Here is a 21,098-nt window from a genome sequence, read left to right as displayed (position 1 = left end):
CAGCCACAGGATTCGCCGCGCCGGTTACGAATTAGCTACCTTCGAGACATGTTCGTGACCAACCCGTTATCCGCCCGAATCTCCGACGCCTTCGCAGGTCGTCTGGGAGGCGTTGTCGCGGGTGCGGTGGCCCTGTCCGCACTCGTGGGAACGTCCGCCGCCGCCTTCAGCGGCCCCGAGACCCCTACCACCACCGCCGTCGCGGCGTCTTCGGCAGACGCCCTCGGCGTTTCGCAGGCCCGCTTCACCTCCGCCACCGCGCCCGAGGTGCAGGCCGAGACCCCCGCCGCCGCACCGGTGGCCTGGGAAGAGCACCGCGAGGCCATCCAGGCCGCGCTGCCGCCGCTGCCCGCTCCGCTGCCCTTCATCGCGCCGCCCCCGCCGCCGCGCCCGCAGACCGTTCGACCGGTCAACGGCCGCCTGACCTCCTACTACGGCCCCCGCTGGGGTGCCGCGCACAACGGCATCGACTTCGGTGACCCGATCGGTGCGCCGGTCTTCGCCGTCACCGACGGTACCGTCATCGAGACCGGCCCGGCTTCCGGGTTCGGGCTGTGGGTCCGCGTCCAGCAGGACGACGGCACCATCGGCGTGTTCGGTCACGTCAACGAGATCCTGGTCCAGCCGGGCCAGCACGTGAACGCCGGCGACGTCATCGCCACCGTCGGTAACCGTGGCCAGTCCACCGGCCCCCACCTGCACTACGAGGTGCACGTGCCGGACGGCTCGCTCTACGGCGCCCCGATCGACCCGCACCCGTGGCTCGCCGCGCGCGGTATCGACGTCGGCGTCCCGCAGGACTGATCCTCACCACCCACTGATCGCCGCCCGACCGGCGATCAGGAAATCCCGAAGCCGCGCGACCGCGAGCGTCGACCCATGGTCTCCCGAGACCAGGCCGATCTCGCGGTCGCGTTCGCCATCGATGCGCACCACGGCCAGGTCGGGGTGTGGTGTCTCGGCGGGTGGGAGCAGCGCCACGCCGAGCCCCAGCGCGACGAGCGCGCGCAGCGTCTCGAACTCGGTGATCTCGAACAACACGCGTGGAGTGAAACCCGCTGCGGCGCACCAGGAATCGAGTAGGGCTCGCAACTGGTAGCTCGGCGGGTTGGCGATGAACGCCGCATCGGCGAGCTCGGTCAGCGCCACCCGCGTGCGCCCCGCCAGCGGGTGGGTTCGGGCCACGTGCAGATCGATGCGCTGGCGCCCGAGGACGACCGTCGGCAGGTCGTCGGGCGGCGGGATCATCACCGCCAGATCGAGCCTGCCGTCACGAACCTGCTCCGCCAGCGCCTCACCGTGGGCCTGCACCAGGTGCAGGCGGATGCCGGGCGCACGGGTATGGAACTGGGCGAGCAACGCCGGGACGCTGATCGGTCCGAGGGTGAGCGGGAATCCGAACCGAACGAGACCGGTCTCCGGGTCGGCGTCGGCCCGCACGCGGCGCACGGCGTCGTCGAGTGCGCGCAGCACGCCGCGCGTTCGTTCGTGCAGGTCGCGACCCTGAGGCGTGAGCGTCACGCCGCGCCCCGACGGCTGGAACAGGGACACCCCGAGGTGCTGTTCGAGTGACTTGATCCGGCGGCTCAGTGACGACTGGGGCACCCCGAGACGCTGCGCCGCCCGGGTGAAGTTGCCCTCCTCGGCGGCCGCGTCGAAGGCCGCGAGCAGGGGCGCGACGGCCTGCGCGCCATATTCATCCATATCCGGATCATATGCCCGGCGATTCCGTATTGGACGGATCGGTAGTGGCGGCCCGACGATGGCGGTACACGGCTATCGGGAGGTTCGACATGGATGCCAGGACACACGAATCCGGTTGCGGGGACGACATTCTCGACGCGGTGCTGATCGGTGGCGGCATCATGTCGGCCACCCTCGGCGCGCTGCTGAGCACCCTCGCTCCGGACTGGTCGATCGCGCTGTTCGAGCGACTCGGGGAACCGGCGGGCGAGAGTTCCGGTGCGTGGAACAACGCGGGCACCGGGCACTCGGGGCTGTGCGAGCTCAACTACATGCCCGACCCGGACGACGCGAGCAAGGCCGCGCGGATCGCCGAGCAGTTCGCCCTGTCCCGGCGGTTCTGGTCGGCGCTGGCCGCACGCGGCGCGTTCCCCGACCCGGACGCTGCCCATCCGTCGGCCGAGCGCAGTCCCCTCGGAGCCTTCCTCACCCCGACACCGCACGTGACGGTGGTCTTCGGCGACCGCGATATCGCTTACCTGCGGCGCCGCTGGGCCACCCTGCGCGAGCTGCCGGCCTTCGCCGAGATGGAGTACACCGAGGATCGCGCGGTGATCGGCGCGTGGGCGCCGCTGCTGGTGCGTGGACGGGCCGACGACCAACCGATGGCGGCGACCCGGCACACCGGCGGCACCGATATCGACTTCGGCGCCCTCACCAGGGCGTTGCTGGCGACGATGACCGAGGCGGGTAATCCGGTGCGGCTGCATCGCGAGATCACCGGCCTGCGGCGCGGCGCCGACGGGCTGTGGACCGTGCGTGGGCGCGATCTGGATTCCGGGCGGACGTTCCTGGTTCGCACCCGGTTCGTGTTCGTCGGCGCGGGCGGTTACGCGCTGCGGCTGCTGCAGCGGGCCCGGCTGCCCGAGGTGCGCGGGTACGCGGTGCTGCCGATGGGCGCACAGTTCCTGCGGACCCGCGAGCCCGAAGTGGTGGCCGAGCATGCGGCGAAGGTGTACAGCCAGGCCTCGCTCGGTGCACCGCCGATGTCGGTGCCGCATCTGGATCGGCGGGAGGTCGACGGGTCGGCCGCGTTGATGTTCGGCCCGTACGCCACTTTCAGCACCCGGTTGCTGCGCCACGGGTCGCTCACCGACCTGTTCACCACCCTGCGCCCGCACAACGTGGTGCCACTGTTGTCCGCGTGCTTGCGGAATCTGCACCTCGGGCGCTATCTGCTCGGTCAGCTCCTGGCTTCGCGTCGGGACAAGTTCGCCGAGCTGCAGCGGTTCTATCCCACCGCCGACGCCACCGACTGGGAGCTGATCCAGGCCGGTCAGCGCGCGCAGCTGGTGAAACCCGACGGGCGCTTCGGCGGGGAACTCCAGTTCGGTACCGAACTCGTCACCGGGGCCGACGGCACCATCGCCGGACTGCTCGGTGCCTCCCCCGGCGCCTCCATCGCCCCCGACATCATGCGCGATCTGCTCGATCGCTGCTTTCCCGCGCGACGCAACGAGTGGGCGCCGTTGCTCGCCGAGCTCCTGCCGGACGCCCCGGAAACGAACTCGGCGGGGATTCCGTTGGCCACTGTGCTCTCCCTTGTCGCCCAACAGATTTCGCTGGACGATGCCTCCAGCGACAGCTGACACTCCGGTAACCGCGCGCCCTGGAATGGTCACCGCGCCGAAGGCTCGCTCAGGGGTGAGACACGCACCGAGTTCTAGGGGTGGTCCCACGTTCTAGGGGTGGTCCTACGGGTGAGCCAGGGGTGAGGTCGGCATAGTACGGCGGTAGGGGTACCCGGACCGTTCCGCAGCGGGAGGTGCTGGGGCGCACGGCATTTCTACCGTCGGGACATGGCGACGATCGACCTCACCCAGACCCTTTCCCGCTTCCGGTTCCAGACCGGGCCGAGGAGCGCGCAGGCACCCTGGCACGGCCCGCTGTTGGTCAATTCGGCCCTGATGTCCGCGCTGGTGGTGGTGTCGATGATCGGCATGGTCGTCGACGACCGGTTGCTGCTCGGTGAATCGGTGTGGCTCAAACCGGCGAAGTTCGGTTTCGCGTTCGCCGTCTACGGCCTGACGCTGGCCTGGATACTGCGGTTGCCGCATCGGGGGCGGCGGGCCACCTGGTGGCTCGGCACCGTCTTCGCGGTCACCGGGGTCCTCGACGTCGGGTTCATCGCCGTGCAGGCCGCGCGCGGGACCTTCAGCCATTTCAATACCGCCGCCGACCCGGTCAATCAGATCGGCCAGCAGATCTTCGCCTCCGGTGTACCGGGCTTATTTTTGGCGAATCTCGTTCTGGTGGTGATCATCTCGTGGCAGAAGCTCACCGATCGTCCGACCGCGATCGCCTTGAAGGCCGGATTGTGGCTGGCAGTGGCAGGCATGATGCTCGGGTATCTGATGGGCTTCACCGGCGCGCAGCTGGTGCGTCAGGCCGACGGCACCGTGATCGGGTTGATGGCGGGGCACACGGTCGTGCCGGGCTCCCCCGCCGACGCCGCCCGGGACGGGCTCGGCGCGATGCCGATCACCCACTGGAGTACCACCGGTGGCGATCTGCGGATCCCGCATTTCGTCGGACTGCACGGCATCCAGGTGCTGCTGGTCCTGGCCGTCGCGCTGACCGCGCTCGCCGCCCGCTATCGGTGGCTACGCACCGAGCGCACTCGTGCCGCACTGATCGGCGTCGCCGCCATGGGTTACGCCGGACTGCTCACTCTCGTGTTCTGGCAGGCACTGCGCGGTCAGCCGCTGACCGGTCCCGATCTGGCAACTGTCGGCGCGACGCTCGGACTGATCGGGTTCGTCGCCGCCGGTGTCACGGCGATCTACCTGCGCTCCCGCGAGACACCGACCCCGGCCTAGCCACTGTCAGCGCAGGCGTTCGGCTTCCTTGGTCAGCTGCACGAGCGTCGCACTCAACTGCGCCAGCTCGGCCTGATCCGCACCCTCGGCCACGGCCGTCGCCACGTCCTCGGCCGCGCACCGCGCCGCGAACCACCGGTCGGCCAGATCGGCGGCCTCCTGGGCGGTGAGCACCACCGCGTCCTCGGGAATCCCCGTCCCCTTGAGACTCGTGCGGTGTTCGTAGGCACGTTGCCGACACGACTGACGGCAATAGCGGCGACGCCGACCCGATTCGGAATCGACGATCTCCCGCCCGCACCACGAGCAGGACAGCAGGCGACTGCGCGACATGCTGCGAAACCCTAGCGGCCCGACGACCGATCCGGCGGTTCAGGTCTCGCTGAGCGGGCACTCACCCAGTGGGTCCGACGGCCACCCGGGCCGTAGCGACTACAATGGAACAGTTCAGTCTTCCCGCGCGTTGAACGGTAGTACCACGTACCGGTTGTCGGCCGCCTCGATCTGGACTGACCAGAGGGTGCGGGGAACAGGCCGACAACCACGCGGCGCCAGCCGCCAAAGACACAGGAGCACACATGGCAGATCGCGTACTCCGGGGCAGTCGGCTCGGAGCGGTGAGCTACGAGACCGATCGCGACCATGACCTGGCCCCGCGCCGGATCGCCCGCTACCGCACCGACAACGGTGAGGAATTCGACGTCCCGTTCGCCGACGACGCGGAGATCCCGCCCACCTGGTTGTGCCGTAACGGCCAGGAGGGGCAGCTCATGGAGGGCACCTCGGTCGAAACCAAGAAGGTGAAGCCGCCGCGCACCCACTGGGACATGCTGCTGGAGCGCCGCAGCAAGGAGGAGCTCGAGGAGCTGCTCAAGGAGCGCCTCGACCTGCTCAAGTCCCGCCGCCGCGGCTAGCACAGGCGACAACGGCGAAGGCCGCCTCCCCTCGGGAAGGCGGCCTTCGCCGTTTCATCTCGTCAGTGACTGGCCACTTTTCGGTACTGCAGCAACGCCGCGGGCATGGCGACCGCCAGGATGACCAGCGAGCAGATCACCGCGTAGAGGATGCAGTTGTCGGCTGCCCAGCCGGTGGCAGGCGCGAACGACGGCGGCGCGGAGTTGTCGAACAGTTTGCGCCCGGCGGCCGAGACGGCGGTGATCGGATTCCATTCGGCGATGGTGCGCAGCGGACCGGGCAGGGTTTCGGCGGAGATGAACGCCGAGGAGATGAACGACAGCGGGAACATCCAGATCAGGCCCGCGCTCTGCGCCACCTCGACGGTCGGCGAGATGAGCCCGGTCAACGCGCCGACCCAGGACATGGCGAAGGCGAACAGCAGGATGATGGCGAAGGCGAGCGCGGCGTCGGCGATGCTGCCGTTGATCCGCCAGCCGACGATGTACCCGCAGATCACCATCACCCCGAGGCTCGCGACATTGACCACCAGGTCGGACAGTGTGCGGCCCATCAGCACCGCGAGCCGCGACATCGGCAGCGTTCGCATCCGGTCGATGATCCCCTTCTGCAGGTCACCGGCCAGCCCGACCGTGGTGAACGCGGCATTGAACGCCACGGTCTGGGTGAAGATGCCCGCGAGCAGGAACTCGCGGTACTGGTCGCCACCGAGGGACGCGCCGAAGATGTAGGCGAAGAGGAACACGAACATCAGCGGCTGGATGGTCGCGGTCACCAGCAGCGTCGGCACCCGCAGGATGGTGAGCAGATTGCGGTAGGCCACGATCGCGCTGTCGCGCAGGAATCGGGCACGCGGCTGGGTCTGGTCGGCGGCAGCGGGCCGCGAGGCGCCAGGGGTGATGGGCATTTCGCGGGTGTCGTTGTCCGCCTCGACGTCGGGGGCCACGCTCACGACAGGATCTCCTCTGGCACATCGTCGGTTTCGGGTTCGGTGGCCGGTTCGGCCGGGGTTCCGGTGAGCGAGAGGAACACGTCGTCGAGGGTCGGGCGGACCACGACGGCGTCGAGCACGCACACCCCCGCGTCGTCGAGCCGGCGCAGGGCCTCGACCATCGTGCGGGAGCCGTTGCCGACCACCACCGATACTTCGTCGCTGCCCGGCTCGTGGATCGGCGTGCCGACACCCACCTGATCGAGGACCGAGACCGCGAGGTCGGGGCTCTGCCCGGCGGCCAGGGTGACCGTGAGCCGGTCGCCGCCGATGGAGGTCTTGAGTTCGTCGGCGGAGCCACGGGCGATGACGGTGCCCTTGTCGATCACCGTGATCCGGTCGGCGAGCAGGTCGGCCTCCTCCAGGTACTGGGTGGTGAGCAGCACCGTGGTGCCGTCGTCGACGAGGTCGCCGATCACTTTCCACATGTCCAGGCGCCCCCGGGGATCGAGGCCGGTGGTCGGTTCGTCGAGCACGACCACCGGCGGCCGCGCGACGAGGGAACCGGCCAGGTCGAGTCGGCGGGCCATACCACCGGAGTAGGTGCCCGCGCGTCGGCTCGCCGCGTGGTCGAGACCGAGCGCGGTGAGCAATTCGTCGGCACGTTCGGTGGCCTGCTTCTTCGACATGCCGTAGAGGCGAGCCACCATGCGCAGGTTCTCGTATCCGGTCAGGTTCGCGTCGACCGCCGCGTACTGGCCGGACAACCCGAGGCGGGTGCGGGCCGCGGCCGGATCGGCCAGCACGTCGACCCCGGCCACGCGCACCGTGCCCGCGTCGGGGCGAAGCAGGGTAGTGACGATCCGCACGGTGGTCGTCTTGCCCGCGCCGTTGGGCCCGAGCAGGCCGAGCACCGTGCCCGCCGGTATCTCGAGGTCGATCTCCTTCAGTACGCGCACCTTGCCGAAACTCTTGGCGAGGCCGCACACTTCTACCGCCAGACTCACGGACGCATCTCCTTCTCGGCGCCGCCGCACACGGTGATCCCGGGCACCCCGTCGAGATGACGGTGCAGCACGGGGCCGATCGCCGCCAGCGCCTCCGGTGTGGTCATCGCCGCGTGCCTGCAGGGCAGGTCGTGGTTGTGGATGGTGCCGGTGACGAACTGTTGCCAGGAACCGGCCCGCCTGGCGGGATCGGCGGCGTTGATCTCGTCCGCCGCCGCGGTGAAGAACAGCAGGTCGCCGTCGAAGGTGCGCGGCCGGAACGCGTTGGCCATCACCGTCCCGTCGGCGTACCCGGTGTAGAGGCGTTGCAGATTGTCCACCGACAGCGCCGCGAACGGCCCCGGCTGTGCCCGCAGCAGATCCGCCGCTTCGTGCAGGTCGAGGTCGGCCGGCAGTGGTGCGCCGTCGACGAGGTCGGCACCGAACTCGCCGAGAATGTCGGCGACGCTCGGCATCGCGGTGTCGAGCCAGCGGTCGCCGAGCTGGTAGCTGTCCATCATCGCCAGCAGCGCAACGTCCTCGCCGAGTTCCTGCAGCTGCACCGCGATCTCCTGGGCGATGAGCCCGCCGAGCGACCAGCCGAGCAGGTGATACGGCCCGTGCGGCTGGATCGCCCGGATATTGGCCACGTAGTGACCCGCGGCCTCCGGGATGGAGGTGAAGCTGTCCTGACCGGACACGTGCGGGGCCTGCAGCCCGTACACGGGACGATCGGGAGCCAGGTGTGCGAGCAGCCCCGAGTAGCACCAGGCCAGGCCGATGGCCGGGTGCACACAGAACAGCGGGGTGTCGTGCGGCCCGGTCGACGGGCGGATCGGCAGCACCGGTTCCAGGGCGGCGGCCATCACGTCCGCCGGGTCGGCGCCGTCGAGCCGGGCGGCGATGGCGGCCGGTGTGGCATCGCCGAACATCATCTGCACCGGCATCTCGTAGCCCTGCTCCCGCAGTGCCGCGACGACTTTGGTGGCCAGCAGCGAGTTGCCGCCCAGTTCGAAGAACCCGTCGTCGGCGCCGACCCGTTCGACACCGAGTACCTCGGCGAAGGCGGCGCACAGCGCCACCTCGGCAGGAGTCACCGGTGCGCGGTACCCGCCCGAGGCGGTGAACACCGGTTCGGGCAGCCGGGCACGGTCGAGCTTGCCCACCGGGCTGAGCGGCACCTCGTCGAGCAGCATGATCGCCTGCGGCACCATGTAATTGGGCACGTGCGCACCGATGTGCTCGAGCAGTTCGGGCACCGTCGGGGTCGCACCCGCGCGGGCCTTCACATACGACACCAGCGCGGTGACCCCGGCCTGAGTGGTGTGCCCGACGGTGAGCGCCAGCTCCACGTCGGGGTGCCGGGCGAAGGCCACGTCGATCTCGCCGAGTTCGATCCGGAACCCGCGCACCTTCACCTGGTGGTCGGTGCGGCCGACGTATTCCACGTCGAGCGCCGACTTCTTGCCGTCACGCCAGCGCACCAGGTCGCCGGTGCGGTACATGCGCTCGCCGGGCGCACCGTACGGATTGGCGACGAAACGCTGCGCGGTGAGCCCCGGCCGATTGTGGTAACCGCGGGCCAGTGCCGCACCGGCCAGCTGAAGTTCACCCGTGACGCCGATCGGGGTGGGATGCAACCGCCGGTCGAGCACCGTGGCCGAGACACCGCGGATGGGACCGCCGATGGTGATCGGGCCCTGCGGGCTCATCGGTTGCGGCATCAGGGTGACGATGGTCGTCTCGGTGGGTCCGTAGACGTTGTAGAAGTTGCGCCCCGGCGCCCAGCGGGCGAGCAGGTCCGGCGGCAGCGCCTCACCACCGGTCAGGATGTGCGCGAGCGAATGCACACCCGCCGGATCGACGGTGCCGAGCGCGGCGGTGGTGATGAAGGCGTGCGTGATCCGCTCCCGGATGAACAGCTGACGCAGTTCCTCGCCGCCGACGATGCCCGCGGGCGTGATGACGAGGGTGCCCGCCCCACCGAGCGCGAACAGGATGTCGAGCATCGACCCGTCGAAGCTCGGGGTGGCGAAGTGCAGCACCCGGCTGCCCGGTCGCACGTCGTAGCGGTCGGCGCATTCGGCGGCGAAGTTCGAGATGCCGCCGTGGGTGACCACCACACCCTTCGGGGTGCCGGTCGACCCGGAGGTGTACACCACGTAGGCCGGGTTGGCCAGGCGCAGCGGCCGGACCCGGTCGGCGTCGGTGATCGGCGCGTCGTCGGTGCCGAGCACGGTGGCGCGGGTGTGCGGGTCGTCGAGCACCAGCCACCGGCAGTCACCGGGCAGCTGGTCGCGGTGCGCGAGCAGCGTCAGCCCGATCGCGGCACCGGAGTCGGTGAGCATGTGACTGATCCGCTGTGGCGGGTAGTTCGGGTCCACCGGGACGAACGCGGCACCGGCCTTGGCGACGGCCAGCATGGTCGCCACCGACTCCACCGATCGCGGAATACCGAGCGCGACAAGGCTTTCCGGGCCGATACCCTGGCCGATGAGCAGCCGGGCGAGCCGGTTGGTCCAGCGGTCGAGGGCGTCGTAGGTGACCACGGTGTCGCCCGCGCTGAGCGCCACACCGTCGCGGGCCCGCGCCGCCGCGGCGTCGAACACCTCGGCCAGGGTGACCGGGGTGTCGGGCCGGGCACCGTGGACGGGTGCCAGCGCGGTCCACTCGACCGCGTCGAGCAGGGCCAGGTCACCGACGGCGGTGTTCGGGTCGGCGGCGACAGCGGTGAGCAGCCGCACCAGACGGTCGCCGAGGCGGCGCGCGGTGACCTCCTCGAACAGGTCGGCGGCGTAGTTCACCGACAGGGTGATGCCGTCACCGACGCGATCACCGGTCTGGGTCTCGGTGAAGGTGAACTGCAGATCGAACTTGGCGATGCCTGCGTCGGCGTCGACCGCCTCGATCCGCAGGCCGGGCAGTTCCAGCATCCGCACCGGGTTGTTGCGCACCGAGAGCATCACCTGGAACAGCGGGTGATGCGCCTGCGAGCGTGCGGGATTGAGCACCTCGACCAGCCGCTCGAACGGCAGGTCGGCATGGGCGAAGGCGTCGAGGTCGCGGTCGCGCACGGTGCGCAGCAGGTCGACGAAGGCGCGGTCGTCGGACACCTCGGTGCGCAGCACAAGGGTGTTGACGAACATGCCGATCAGCGCGTCGAGTGCCGGATGACCACGTCCCGCGCTCGCGGTGCCGACGACGATGTCGTCGGTGCCCGTCACCCGGTGCAGCAGCACCGCGAGCGCGGCGTGCAGCACCATGAACATGCTGACGTTGTTGGCGGCGGCGATCCCGCGCAGCGCCCGGTGTGTGGCGGCGTCGACCGTGCAGTCCACGGTGCCGCCCCGGTAGGAGGGCACCGGCGGGCGCGGCCGATCGGCGGGCACGGTGAGCAGTTCGGGCAGCCCGTCGAGGGTGTCGCGCCAGTGGTCGAGCTGCTTGCGGATCAGCGAGTTCTCGTCGTCCTCGGTGCCGAGGAGCTGCTGCTGCCACAGCGTGTAGTCGGCGTACTGGATCTCGGGGATCTGTTCGCCGAACGGTTCACCGGTGCGGATGCCACGGTACGCGGCGGCCACCTCGGCGGCGAGCGGTTCCAGCGACCACCCGTCCATGGCGATGTGGTGCACCACCAGCACGAGCACGTGCTCCTGAGACCCGGCTACGGCCAGTTTGGCCTGGGCGGGCACCGGCAGCCCGGTGCGGTCGACGGTGATGAGCGCGGCCCGCAACGGCACCGAGACCGACAGGTCGAAGCCCGGCGCGGCGAAACGCGCGACGGCGGCGTCGACCTCGTGCGGTGTCGCACTCGCATGGAAGAGGGTGACCGCCGCGAGCCGCGGGTCGAGCACCAGCTGCTCGGGCTCGCCCGCCGTTTCCGGGAACACCGTGCGCAGCGTCTCGTGCCTGCGTTGCACCGTGTGCAGGGCGGCGATGAGTGCGTCGAGGTCGATCGGACCGTGCAACCGCAGCACCACCGGGATGTTGTACGCGCCGGCGGACTGGTCCCGCGCACCGGCGTTGAACCGGTTGAGGAACCACAGCCTGCGCTGGGCCGCCGAGAGCGGGATCCGTTCCGGGCGATCCTGTTTCACCAGGTCCGGGCGACCTTCATCGCCGGACGGCCCGGTCTCCACCAGCGCCGCGAGCTCGGCGACGGTCGGTGCGGCGAACACGGTACGCACCTCGAGTCGCACATTGCTCGCGGCCGCCAGCCGGGCGACCAGCTGGGTGGCCAGCAGCGAGTTGCCGCCGATGTCGAAGAAGCTGTCGGTGGCCGACACGTCCTCGACGCCGAGCAGCTCGGCGAACACCCTGGCCACCAGGCGTTCGGACTCGGTGCGCGGGGCGCGGCCCGCCGCGACGGTGAACTCCGGTTCGGGCAGCGCCGTCCGGTCGAGCTTGCCGACGGGTGTGAGCGGCACGGCGTCGATCAGGTTCAGCGAGGCCGGGACCATATGCCCGGCCAGGTGTTTGACGGCGTGATTGCGCACGTCGGCCAGATCGGCCGGGACCGCGCCTTCACCCAGCTGCACCCAGGCGACGATCCGGTCGTCACCCGCGACGGTGCGCACCTCGGTATGGGCGAAACGGACATCGGGGTGGCTGCCGAGCACGGCGCTGATCTCACCGAGCTCGATGCGGAAACCGCGCACCTTCACCTGGTGGTCGCTGCGGCCGAGGTAGTCCAGTTCGCCGGTGGCGGTCCAGCGCACCACGTCGCCGGTGCGGTACATCCGGCTGCCCGCGGGCCCGCACGGGTCGGCGACGAAGCGCGACGCGGTGAGCCCGAACCGCTGGTGGTAGCCCTGGGCGATACCCGCGCCACCGATGTAGAGCTCACCGGGAACCCCGGTCACGACCGGTTTCAACCGTTCGTCGAGCACCAGGGCCCGCGATCCGCGCACCGGTGTACCGATGGTCACCGGCACACCGACCCGCAGCTCCGACATGGCCGCGATGACGGTGAACTCCGTCGGCCCGTAGGCGTTGACGAATCGGCGCCCGGGCGCCCAGTTCTCCACCAGGTCCGGCGGCACGGCCTCGCCACCGGCCATCAGCCCGCGCAGGCGCGGCAGCGGCCAGCGGCTCGCGTCGATCGAGGCGAGTACGGCGGGGGTGAGGAAGGTGTGGGTGATCTCCTCCCGTTCCAGCAGGGCGCCGAGTTCGTCGCCGCCGTAGACGTCGATCGGGCCGATCACCATCTCCGCGCCGGAGTACACCGCGAGCAGCATGTCGAGCACGGACACGTCGAAGCTGGGGGTGGAGAAGAAGAACGTCCTGGCGAACCGGTCGAGGCCCATCCGCTCGCGCAGGTCGAGCGCGAGGCTGACCAGACCACCGTGGGTGACGGTGACGCCCTTGGGCAGACCGGTGGAACCGGAGGTGTAGATCTGGTACGCCAGGTCGGCGGTGTGGATGGGGCGGATGCGTTCGGCGTCGCGGATCGGGGCGTCGTCGTATCCGGCCAGTTCGGTGCGCAGGTCGGGGTCGTCGACCAGCAGCCACCGGGTGTCGAGCGGTCCGGCGGCCTCGCGCAGGGCGGGGGCGTCGGCGCTGGTGGTGAGCACGGCGCGCGCACCGGAGTCGGTGAGCATGTGCCGCACCCGGTCGGCCGGGTAGCGGGGGTCGACGGGCACGAACGCGGCACCGCTCGCGGCGACACCGAAGATGGCGAGCGCGCAGTCCAGCGACCGGGTGAGGCCGACGGCGACTCGATCGCCGGTGCCGATCCCCCGTGCGATGAGTGCGCGACCGAGCCGGTGGGCACGGCGGGCCACCTCGTCGTAGTCGAGTTCACCGACCTCGCCCGCCACGCTGCCGCCGGCGAACCACCGCAGCGCGGGCCTGCTCGGATACCAGTCGGCGGCCCGGTCGATGATGTCGGACAGCACCACCGGGGTGACCGGCGCCGGGCCCTGCGCCGGGACGAGCGCGCGATGTTCGGCGACGGTGAGCTGGTCGATATCGGACACCAGCCTGCGCGGGTCGGCGGTCACCTGGGTGAGGATCGACGCGAACCGGGTGGCCAGCGTCTCGATCGTCGCCCGGTCGAACAGCTCGGTGGAGTAGACGAATTCGAAACGCTGTCCGTCGCCGTCGGGGGCCACCCGCAGTTCCAGGTCGAATTTGGCGCGGGCGATGTCGAGTTCCTCGGCGCGCAACCGCAGGCCGGGCAGTTCCAGTTCCGGTGCGCTATCGTCCTGCATGCTCAGCGCCACCTGGAACAGCGGGTGCCGGTTGTTGGCCCGGCTGTCGCGGCCGAGCGCGTCGACGACCCGTTCGAACGGCAGGTCGGCGTGCGCGAGCGCGGCCAGCTCCGAATCGCGGTCGGCGTGCAGCAGTTCGGTGAAGCTGGCGCCGGGGTCGACGTCGGAGCGCAACACGAGGGTGTTGACGAACATGCCGACCAGCTCGTCGAGCTGGATGTCGGTGCGTCCGGCGACCGGGGTGCCGATCGGGATGTCGCGACCACCGGTGACCCCGCGCAGCAGCACCGCGAGCGCCGAACGGACGACCATGAACAGGCTGACGCCGGTGTCGGCCGCCAGCTCCTCCATCGCCGCACGCAACGGCGCCGACACCGGGCACACCACGGTGGCCGCCGTGCCCACCGGCTCGGCCGGACGCGGCCGGTCGAACGGCAACGGCAGTTCGTCGGGCAGTTCGGCCAGTGTCTCGCGCCAGAACGCGAGCTGGGTGGCGGCGATGCTGTCCGGGTCGTCGTCGGCGCCGAGCACGGCCCGCTGCCACAGGCTGAAGTCGGCGTACTGCACCGGCAGCGGTTCGCGCACCGGGACACTGCCGCCGGCGCGCGCCACGTACGACACCGCGAGATCCTTGGTCAACGGGCCGAGCGACCACCCGTCGGCGGCGATGTGGTGCACGACCACGCCGAGCAGGTACTCCTGAGTGCCGGTGCGCAGCAACAAGACTCGCAACGGCGTCTCGTGGGTCAGATCGAAGCCCTGCCTGGCGAACTCGGCGAGCACCTCCTCCGCCCGTGCGGGATCGGTGTCGACGGGCTCGATCGCAGGCACCGACCCGGCCGTCGGCAAGACCACCTGCTGGGCGCCCGAGAGGTCCTCGGGGAAGACCGTGCGCAGCACCTCGTGCCGCTGTACCAGGTCGGTGACCGCGCCGCGCAGGGCGTCGATATCCAGATCGCCGCCGATTCGCAAGACGAAAGCGATGTTGTAGGCGCTGGATTCGGGTGACAATCGGTTGAGGAACCACAGTCGTTGCTGCGGCAGCGACAGTGGTATGCGTCCCGGGCGCGGGGTGTGTACCGCCAGCGCCACCCGCTGCGTCCGGGGCGCTTCCGCGATCAGACCGGCGATGCCCGCGACCGTCGGCGCCTCGAAGATCTGGCGTACCGGCAGATCGACCTCGAAGTCGGCGTGCAGCGCCGCGGCCAGCCGGGTGGCCAGCAGCGAGTTGCCGCCGATGTCGAAGAAGCTGTCCTCCGCGCCGGGCACCGGCCTGCCGAGGATCTCGGTGAACACCGCCGCCACCCGCATCTCGAGGTGGGTGCGCGGTGCGCGCGATCCACCTGCCGCCGCGAATTCGGGTGCGGGCAGGGCCTTTCGGTCCAATTTGCCCGCCGGGGTCACCGGCATCCGGTCGAGTACCGCCAGCGCGGCGGGCACCATGTAACCGGGCAGCCTGCCGCGTGCGGTGTCGAGCACGGCCGCCGGTTCGATCGGCCCGTCGGCGGTGACGTAGGACGCGAGCCGCTGCTGACCGTGTTCGTCCACGTGCACCACGGTCGTCGCCGAGCGCACCCCCGGGTGTTCGCGCAGCACATGGTCGATCTCGCGCAGCTCGATACGGAAACCACGGATCTTGATCTGGTCGTCGGCGCGCCCGAGGAAACGCAGGCGTCCGGTGGCGTCGGCGACCACGAGATCGCCCGTGCGGTACATCCTTTCGCCCACCCGGCCGTGCGGGTTCGCGACGAAGCGCTGTGCGGTGAGCCCGAGTTTGCCCAGGTACCCGCGTGCCACGCCGGGACCGGACACATACAGTTCCCCCGGAGTCCCCGGCGGCACCGGGTGCAGCCGGGAATCGAGGAGGAACAAGCGCATCCCGCGCACGGGCGCACCGAGTGGCACCGGTTCGCCGGGCACCATGGCGGCGCTCGCGGTGACCGCGACGGTCGCCTCCGACGGGCCGTACATGTTGTGCATCCGGTAGCGACCGGCCCAGGTGTCGACCAGTTCGTCGGAGCAGGCCTCGCCGCCGACGATGACGGTGTTGAGTTCGGGGAACTCACCGGCGGGCACGGTCGCCAGGGCGGCCGGGGTGATGAAGGCGTGCGTGATCCGCTCCGAGCGAAGGAATCCAGCCAGTTCGGCGCCGCCGTACAGGTCGGCCGGGGCGACGACGACGGTCGCGCCCGCGGCGAAACCGAGCAGCAGCTCCAGCACCGAGGCGTCGAAACTCGGTGAGGAGAAGTGCAGGGTACGGGCGGCATCGGTCACCCGGAACAGCTGGGTCTGCTCGCTGGCCAGCGAGGAGATGCCCGCATGGGTGACGACGACCGCCTTGGGCAGGCCGGTGGAGCCCGAGGTGTAGATCAGGTACGCGGGCTGGGTCGGGCGCATCGGGTGCGTGCGCTCGATGTCGCGCACAGGCGCGGCCGAGCGGTGTGCGCAGTCGGCTTCGAAGGCGGCGGTCCCGAACACCAGCCATTCCGGCGCCCGGCGGTGCTTGCCGACGGTGGTCGGCAGCGCGGCGAGGTGTTCGGGCAGGGTGAGCCCGAGCACCGCACCGGAGTCGCCGATCATGTGCGCGATGCGCTCGGTGGGGTACGCCGGGTCGACCGGCACGTACGCGGCACCGGTCTTGGCCACCGCCCAGATGGCGATGATCGATTCCAGCCCACGCGGCAACGCCACCGCCACCACCGACTCCGGGCCCGCGCCGTGGGCGATCAGGCTGCGCGCCAACCTGTTCGAGCGCTCGTCGAGCTCCCGGTAGGTCGTATCGAGCCCGAGATAACGCACCGCGACCGAATCGGGCAGGCGCTGGGCGGTATCGGCGAGCAGGCGTGCGAGAGTGTCGGCCGGTTCGGCCGGTGCGCCCGCCACGGGCACGAGCCGCGCGATCTCGCGACGGTCGAGCAGCGGCAGGTCACCGATCGGTTCCTGCGGCGCGGCCAGCGCGGACCGCAGCATGGTGGTGAACCGGCGGGCGATGGCCTCGATGGTCGAGCGGTCGAAAACATCGGTGGCGTAACCGAATTCGGCGTGCAGCGGGCCGTCATCGTGGTTGTCGCGCACCTCGAGCTGCAGATCGAACTTGGCGACACCGGTCTGCACGGGTACGAGTTCGGCGGCCACGCCGGGCAGTTCGACGCGCAGCTCGGGGGTGCGGTCGTAGGACAGCATCACCTGGAACAGCGGATGCCGGTTGGTCGACCGGTCCGGGTTCACCAGTTCGACGAGCCGTTCGAAAGGCACGTCGGGGTTGGCGAAGGCGTCGAGGTCGGTTTCGCGGACCTGGTCGAGGACCCGGTCGAAACCGGCGCCGAGGTCGACCTCGGTGCGCAGCACGAGGGTGTTGACGAACATGCCGACGAGTTCGTCGAGCGCCGGGTCCGAACGTCCCGCGATCGGGGTGCCGATGGTGATGTCGGTGCTGCCGCACACACGCGCGAGCACCGTGGCCAGCGCGGCGTGCAGCACCATGAACATGCTCACCCCGCGGCCGCTCGCGAGTTGGGCTGCTGCCCGGCGTGTTTCGGCATCGATGGTGAAGGCGACCGTGTCGCCGCCGGTGGTCCGTCGCAGCGGGCGCGGGCGGTCGAGCGGCAGGTCGAGCTGATCGGGCAGTCCGGCGAGGGCCCGGCGCCAGTGCCCGAGCTGACGCCCCAGCGGTGCCTCCGGGTCGGTCTCGTCTCCGAGCAGTTCCCGCTGCCACAGTGCGAAATCGGCGTACTGCACGGGCAGTGGCGTCCACCGCGGCGCATTGCCCTCGGCGCGGGCGGCGACGGCGGTCATCAGATCCCTGGCCAGCGGCGCGATCGACCAGCCGTCGCCACAGATGTGGTGCAGCACCACGACCAGCAGATGCTCGTCGGGGGCCAGGCGGTACAGCACCACCCGCAGCGGAGTCTCGTCACGCAGGTCGAAGCCGCGACCGGCGACCTCGGCGACGAGGTCGTCGATCCGGCCGTCCACGTCGCGCGCGACGAGATCGGGTGCCACGGCGGCGGCGGGATGGATCAGCTGGTACGGCCCGTCCGGGCCGTCGGGGAAGCTGGTGCGCAGGCTTTCGTGGCGGTCGAGCACGTCCCGCAGGCCGGCCCGCAGGGCGGTGAGGTCCAGCCGGCCGGTCAGCCGCAGCGCCAGCGGCATGTTGTAGGCGGCGGCGTGTTCGGCGAACCGGTTGAGGATCCAGAGCCGCTGCTGGGCCAGCGACAGCGGCACCCGTTCCGGCCGGGTCGCGGGAACCAGCTCGGGCGTGGAGGTCTCGGGCCGGTGGGTGCTGATGTACTCGGCCAGCGACGCGATGGTCGAGTACTCGAACAGGTGCCGGATGCTGATGCTCGCGTCGAGGGTGGTGTTGATCCTGGCGACGGCGCGCGCGGCGACGAGCGAGTTGCCACCGAGGTCGAAGAAGCTGTCCTGCACGCCGATTCCGGTGCCGTCGAGCGCGAGCACCTCGGTGAAGATCTCGGCGAGCGCGCATTCCAGCTCGGTCTGCGGTGCGTCCGCGCCGGTGGTCACCCGCACACCCACCTCAGGGGCGGGCAGTGCCTTGCGGTCGACCTTGCCGTTGGCGCTCAGCGGCAGTTCGTCGAGCACGACCAAGGCCGAGGGCACCATGTAGGAGGGCAGCGCCCGGCGCAGCGCCGCCATCAAGGCCGCCACCTCGGGTGCGACGGCACCCGGCGCGGCGACCACGTAGGCGACGAGTTCGTCGTCGCCGGTGCGGCTGGTGCGTGCCACGCAGACGGCACGGGCGATACCGTCCTGAGCGAGCAGCGCCGACTCGACCTCGCCGAGTTCGATGCGCAGCCCACGGATCTTGACCTGGAAGTCGGTGCGCCCCAGGTATTCCAGGACGCCGCCGTCGAGCTGCCAGCGGGCCAGGTCGCCCGTGCGGTACATGCGTTGCCCGGGGGTGAACGGGTTGGCGACGAACCGGTCGGCCGTCAGATCGGGCCTGCCGAGGTAGCCGCGCGCCAGCTGGGTGCCCGCGAGGTACAGCTCGCCGACCACGCCGGGCGGGACCGGGCGCAGCTGTGAATCGAGTACGTAGGTCTTGGTGTTCCACACCGGCGACCCGATGGGCACGGTGGTCGCCCCGACCGGGCACGGCCAGTAGGTGACGTCGACCGCGGCCTCGGTCGGCCCGTACAGGTTGTGTAGTTCCGGCCCGCGCAGAGCGGCATGGAAGTGGGCGACGGTGGCGCCGGGCAGCGCCTCACCGCTGCAGAACACCCGCCGCAGGTTCGCGCCCCCGCGCACGCGCGGATCGGTGACGAACAACGACAACATGGACGGCACGAAATGTGCCGTGGTGACGGACTTCTCGGTGATGATCCGCGCCAGGTACGCCGGATCGCGGTGCCCGCCGGGTGCGGCGACGACCAGCCGCGCCCCGACCTGCAACGGCCAGAAGAACTCCCAGACCGACACGTCGAAGGTGGCCGGGGTCTTCTGCAGCACCGCGTCGCTGTGGTCGAGCGGGTATTCGGCCTGCATCCACCGCAGCCGGTTGACGATGGCGGCGTGCGTGACCGCCACCCCCTTCGGCTTACCGGTGGAGCCCGAGGTGAAGATGACGTAGGCGGGATGTTCGGGCCGCAGCGGCGCACGGCGGTCGGTGTCGCTGATGGGGGCGACGTCGTGTCCGGTGACGTCGAGCGTGTCCAGATCGACACGCAAGGCACCCGCCGGCAGTCGCACACCGTCGCGAGCGGCGGTCAGCACGCACACCGGTTTCGCCTGTGCCACAACGGCATCGATGCGGTCCACCGGATGTTCCGGATCGATCGGCAGGTAGGCGGCGCCGGTGGCGAGCACGGCGTACATGCCGATCACCATCTCGATGCTGCGGTGCAGGCACAATCCGACGGTGGTCTCCGGGCCCGCACCGCGCGCGATGAGTTCGCGGGCCAGCTGGTTCACCCGTTCGGACAGTTCGGTGTAGCCGATGGCGCGGTCGCCGTACTCGAGCGCGACGGCGTGCGGGCTGCGTCGCACCTGATCGGTGAACAGCGAGACGAGCGTGCCGGTGGGCACCGGGATCTCGGTGGCATTCCATTCCCGCAGCACGCGTTCGCGTTCGGTCGCGGTGATGGCGTTGAGCGCGTTGGCCGGGCTGTCGGGGGCGGCGGCCAGGAACCGGGCGAGGAAGTCCAGGTAGCGGGCGTGATGCGCCGAGTTCTCGGCCTCGCCGTAGAGGCGGGGGTTGGCCTCGAAGTCGAGCTGGATACGGCCGCCGTCGCCGTTGTAGATATTGATCGAGAGATCTTCGACAGGGCCGGTCGCCAGCACGTGCAGCTGACCGGTGATGTCACCGAACTTCAGCTCGTCGTGGAACAGCATGATGTTGACCATCGGCCCGAAGAACCCACGGGCGTCGCGCGAGTAGCCGCAGTCGCGGCGGATGTCGTCGGAGCGGTAGCGCTGGTGTCGCAGGGCGCCGGTGATCTGCAGTTCGGTCTGGCGGACCACGTCGGCGACGGTGGTGTTCTCGTCGAAACGCACGCGCAGCGGAACGACGTTGGACACCACACCCGCCGAGCGGCGCAACGCCACGGTGGTGCGCGCCGAGACGGGCAGGCTCAGCACCACGTCGGGATTGCCGGTGACCGAGCGGACGTAGGCGGCGAGGGCGGCGACGATGAGCGCGGAATTGGCCGAGTTGTGCGCGGTGATCGCCTGCGTGAGCAGGGTGTCGAGGTCGGTGTCGAGCACAGCGGTCGCGCGGTGCCGGCCGGGGTCGTGGGTGTCGCCGGTCGCGGTCACCGACGACAGTGTCATCGGCTCGCCGACACCGGCGAGCTGCTGCATCCAGTACTCGCGGTCGGCGTGGAAACGGCTGGACTCGCGGTAGCGCGACTCGTCGGCGTAGAGGTCGACCAGGGCGGCGGCGCGCGACACGGAGGGTTCGCGCTGCTCACCGACCGCGGTGTAGATCTCGGCGGTGCGCGCGAGTGCGTTCATCGCCCCGTAGCCGTCGATCACGATGTGGTGACCGCGCTCGTACCAGAACCAGTCGCGCTCGCCGATGCGCAGCACCACATTGATGGTGAGCGGCTCGTTCTCCATGTCGATGGGCGTGCTGGCGTGCTCGTTCATCCACCGTAGTGCGGCCGCGCGCGGATCGGGCTCGCCGCGCAGGTCGAGGCGGGCCCAGCCGGGTCGCCAGCTCGGATCGACCCGCTGATGGGGTACGCCGTCGATCTCGAGTAGGCGCACGTGTCCCACCTGGGATTCGGCACCGAATCGCTCGATGGCGTAGAGCAGCCTGCCCGGGTCGAGATCGCCGTGCAGTTCCACATAGTGCGCGATCGTGAGCGGGATGTCGGGCCTGATCCGTTGCGCGTACCACAGCGCCGTCTGACCGGGCGACAAAGCGAACGGCTGGCTCGAGTCCTCGTCGGTGACGCATGAGCTGACGCGGTCGGTGGCCAATGAACTCATCAAGCACTCCGTTCTGGTGTGTCACGACTCCCCGAGCAGCGCC

The 21,098-nt window shown here is 70.3% G+C and carries 9 protein-coding genes; 4 read left to right on the top strand and 5 right to left on the bottom strand.

Features of this window, described 5'->3' with window-relative positions; all coding sequences use genetic code 11:
- Positions 1 to 48: 48 nt before the first annotated feature.
- Positions 49 to 804 (top strand): M23 family metallopeptidase, encoded by a 756-nt coding sequence (locus tag ACSVDM_RS07705; RefSeq protein ID WP_084456271.1) that lies wholly within the window; start codon positions 49 to 51, stop codon positions 802 to 804.
- Positions 805 to 807: 3 nt separating this feature from the next.
- Here the strand turns inward: ACSVDM_RS07705 and ACSVDM_RS07700 are convergent, their stop codons facing one another.
- Positions 808 to 1,704 carry a LysR family transcriptional regulator gene (locus ACSVDM_RS07700; protein WP_439263776.1) on the bottom strand — a complete coding sequence of 299 codons (897 nt, stop codon included), beginning with the start codon at positions 1,702 to 1,704 and terminating at the stop codon, positions 808 to 810.
- A gap of 89 nt (positions 1,705 to 1,793) precedes the next feature.
- On the opposite strand from ACSVDM_RS07700, the gene mqo reads away from it, so the two are divergent.
- The gene (mqo, locus tag ACSVDM_RS07695; protein WP_439263775.1) at positions 1,794 to 3,332 is read left to right on the top strand and encodes a malate dehydrogenase (quinone); all 1,539 of its coding nucleotides are present in this window, start codon (positions 1,794 to 1,796) and stop codon (positions 3,330 to 3,332) included.
- A 210-nt stretch (positions 3,333 to 3,542) separates the two neighbouring features.
- On the top strand, positions 3,543 to 4,562 hold the full coding sequence (locus ACSVDM_RS07690) for a hypothetical protein (RefSeq protein ID WP_439263774.1): 1,020 nt from the start codon (positions 3,543 to 3,545) through the stop codon (positions 4,560 to 4,562).
- 6 nt (positions 4,563 to 4,568) lie between these two features.
- Here ACSVDM_RS07690 and ACSVDM_RS07685 read toward each other — a convergent pair whose 3' ends face one another.
- On the bottom strand, positions 4,569 to 4,895 hold the full coding sequence (locus tag ACSVDM_RS07685) for a hypothetical protein (RefSeq protein ID WP_067492213.1): 327 nt from the start codon (positions 4,893 to 4,895) through the stop codon (positions 4,569 to 4,571).
- A 245-nt stretch (positions 4,896 to 5,140) separates the two neighbouring features.
- Between ACSVDM_RS07685 and ACSVDM_RS07680 the strand changes: the two genes are divergently transcribed.
- Complete coding sequence (locus tag ACSVDM_RS07680; protein WP_067492212.1) at positions 5,141 to 5,476, top strand: RNA polymerase-binding protein RbpA; 336 nt, start codon at positions 5,141 to 5,143, stop codon at positions 5,474 to 5,476.
- A 62-nt stretch (positions 5,477 to 5,538) separates the two neighbouring features.
- On the opposite strand, the gene ACSVDM_RS07675 is transcribed toward ACSVDM_RS07680, so the two are convergent.
- The 3 genes from ACSVDM_RS07675 to ACSVDM_RS07665 are packed head-to-tail and all read right to left on the bottom strand — an operon-like array spanning position 5,539 to position 21,055.
- Positions 5,539 to 6,384: an ABC transporter permease gene (locus ACSVDM_RS07675; RefSeq protein WP_439264012.1), complete on the bottom strand. Its 846-nt coding sequence runs from the start codon at positions 6,382 to 6,384 to the stop codon at positions 5,539 to 5,541.
- Positions 6,385 to 6,425: 41 nt separating this feature from the next.
- Complete coding sequence (locus tag ACSVDM_RS07670; protein ID WP_439263773.1) at positions 6,426 to 7,415, bottom strand: ATP-binding cassette domain-containing protein; 990 nt, start codon at positions 7,413 to 7,415, stop codon at positions 6,426 to 6,428.
- Entirely contained in the window at positions 7,412 to 21,055 is a 13,644-nt protein-coding gene (locus ACSVDM_RS07665; protein ID WP_439263772.1) for an amino acid adenylation domain-containing protein, read from the bottom strand. Before ACSVDM_RS07665 ends, ACSVDM_RS07670 begins: the two co-directional genes overlap by 4 nt.
- Between the last annotated feature and the right edge of the window lie 43 nt (positions 21,056 to 21,098).

Source organism: Nocardia sp. JW2 (assembly GCF_051843015.1).
GTDB classification, from domain to species: Bacteria; Actinomycetota; Actinomycetes; order Mycobacteriales; family Mycobacteriaceae; genus Nocardia; species Nocardia coubleae.
Note: the sequence above shows the minus strand (reverse complement) of the source record. Positions and strands in the feature narration are given on the sequence as shown.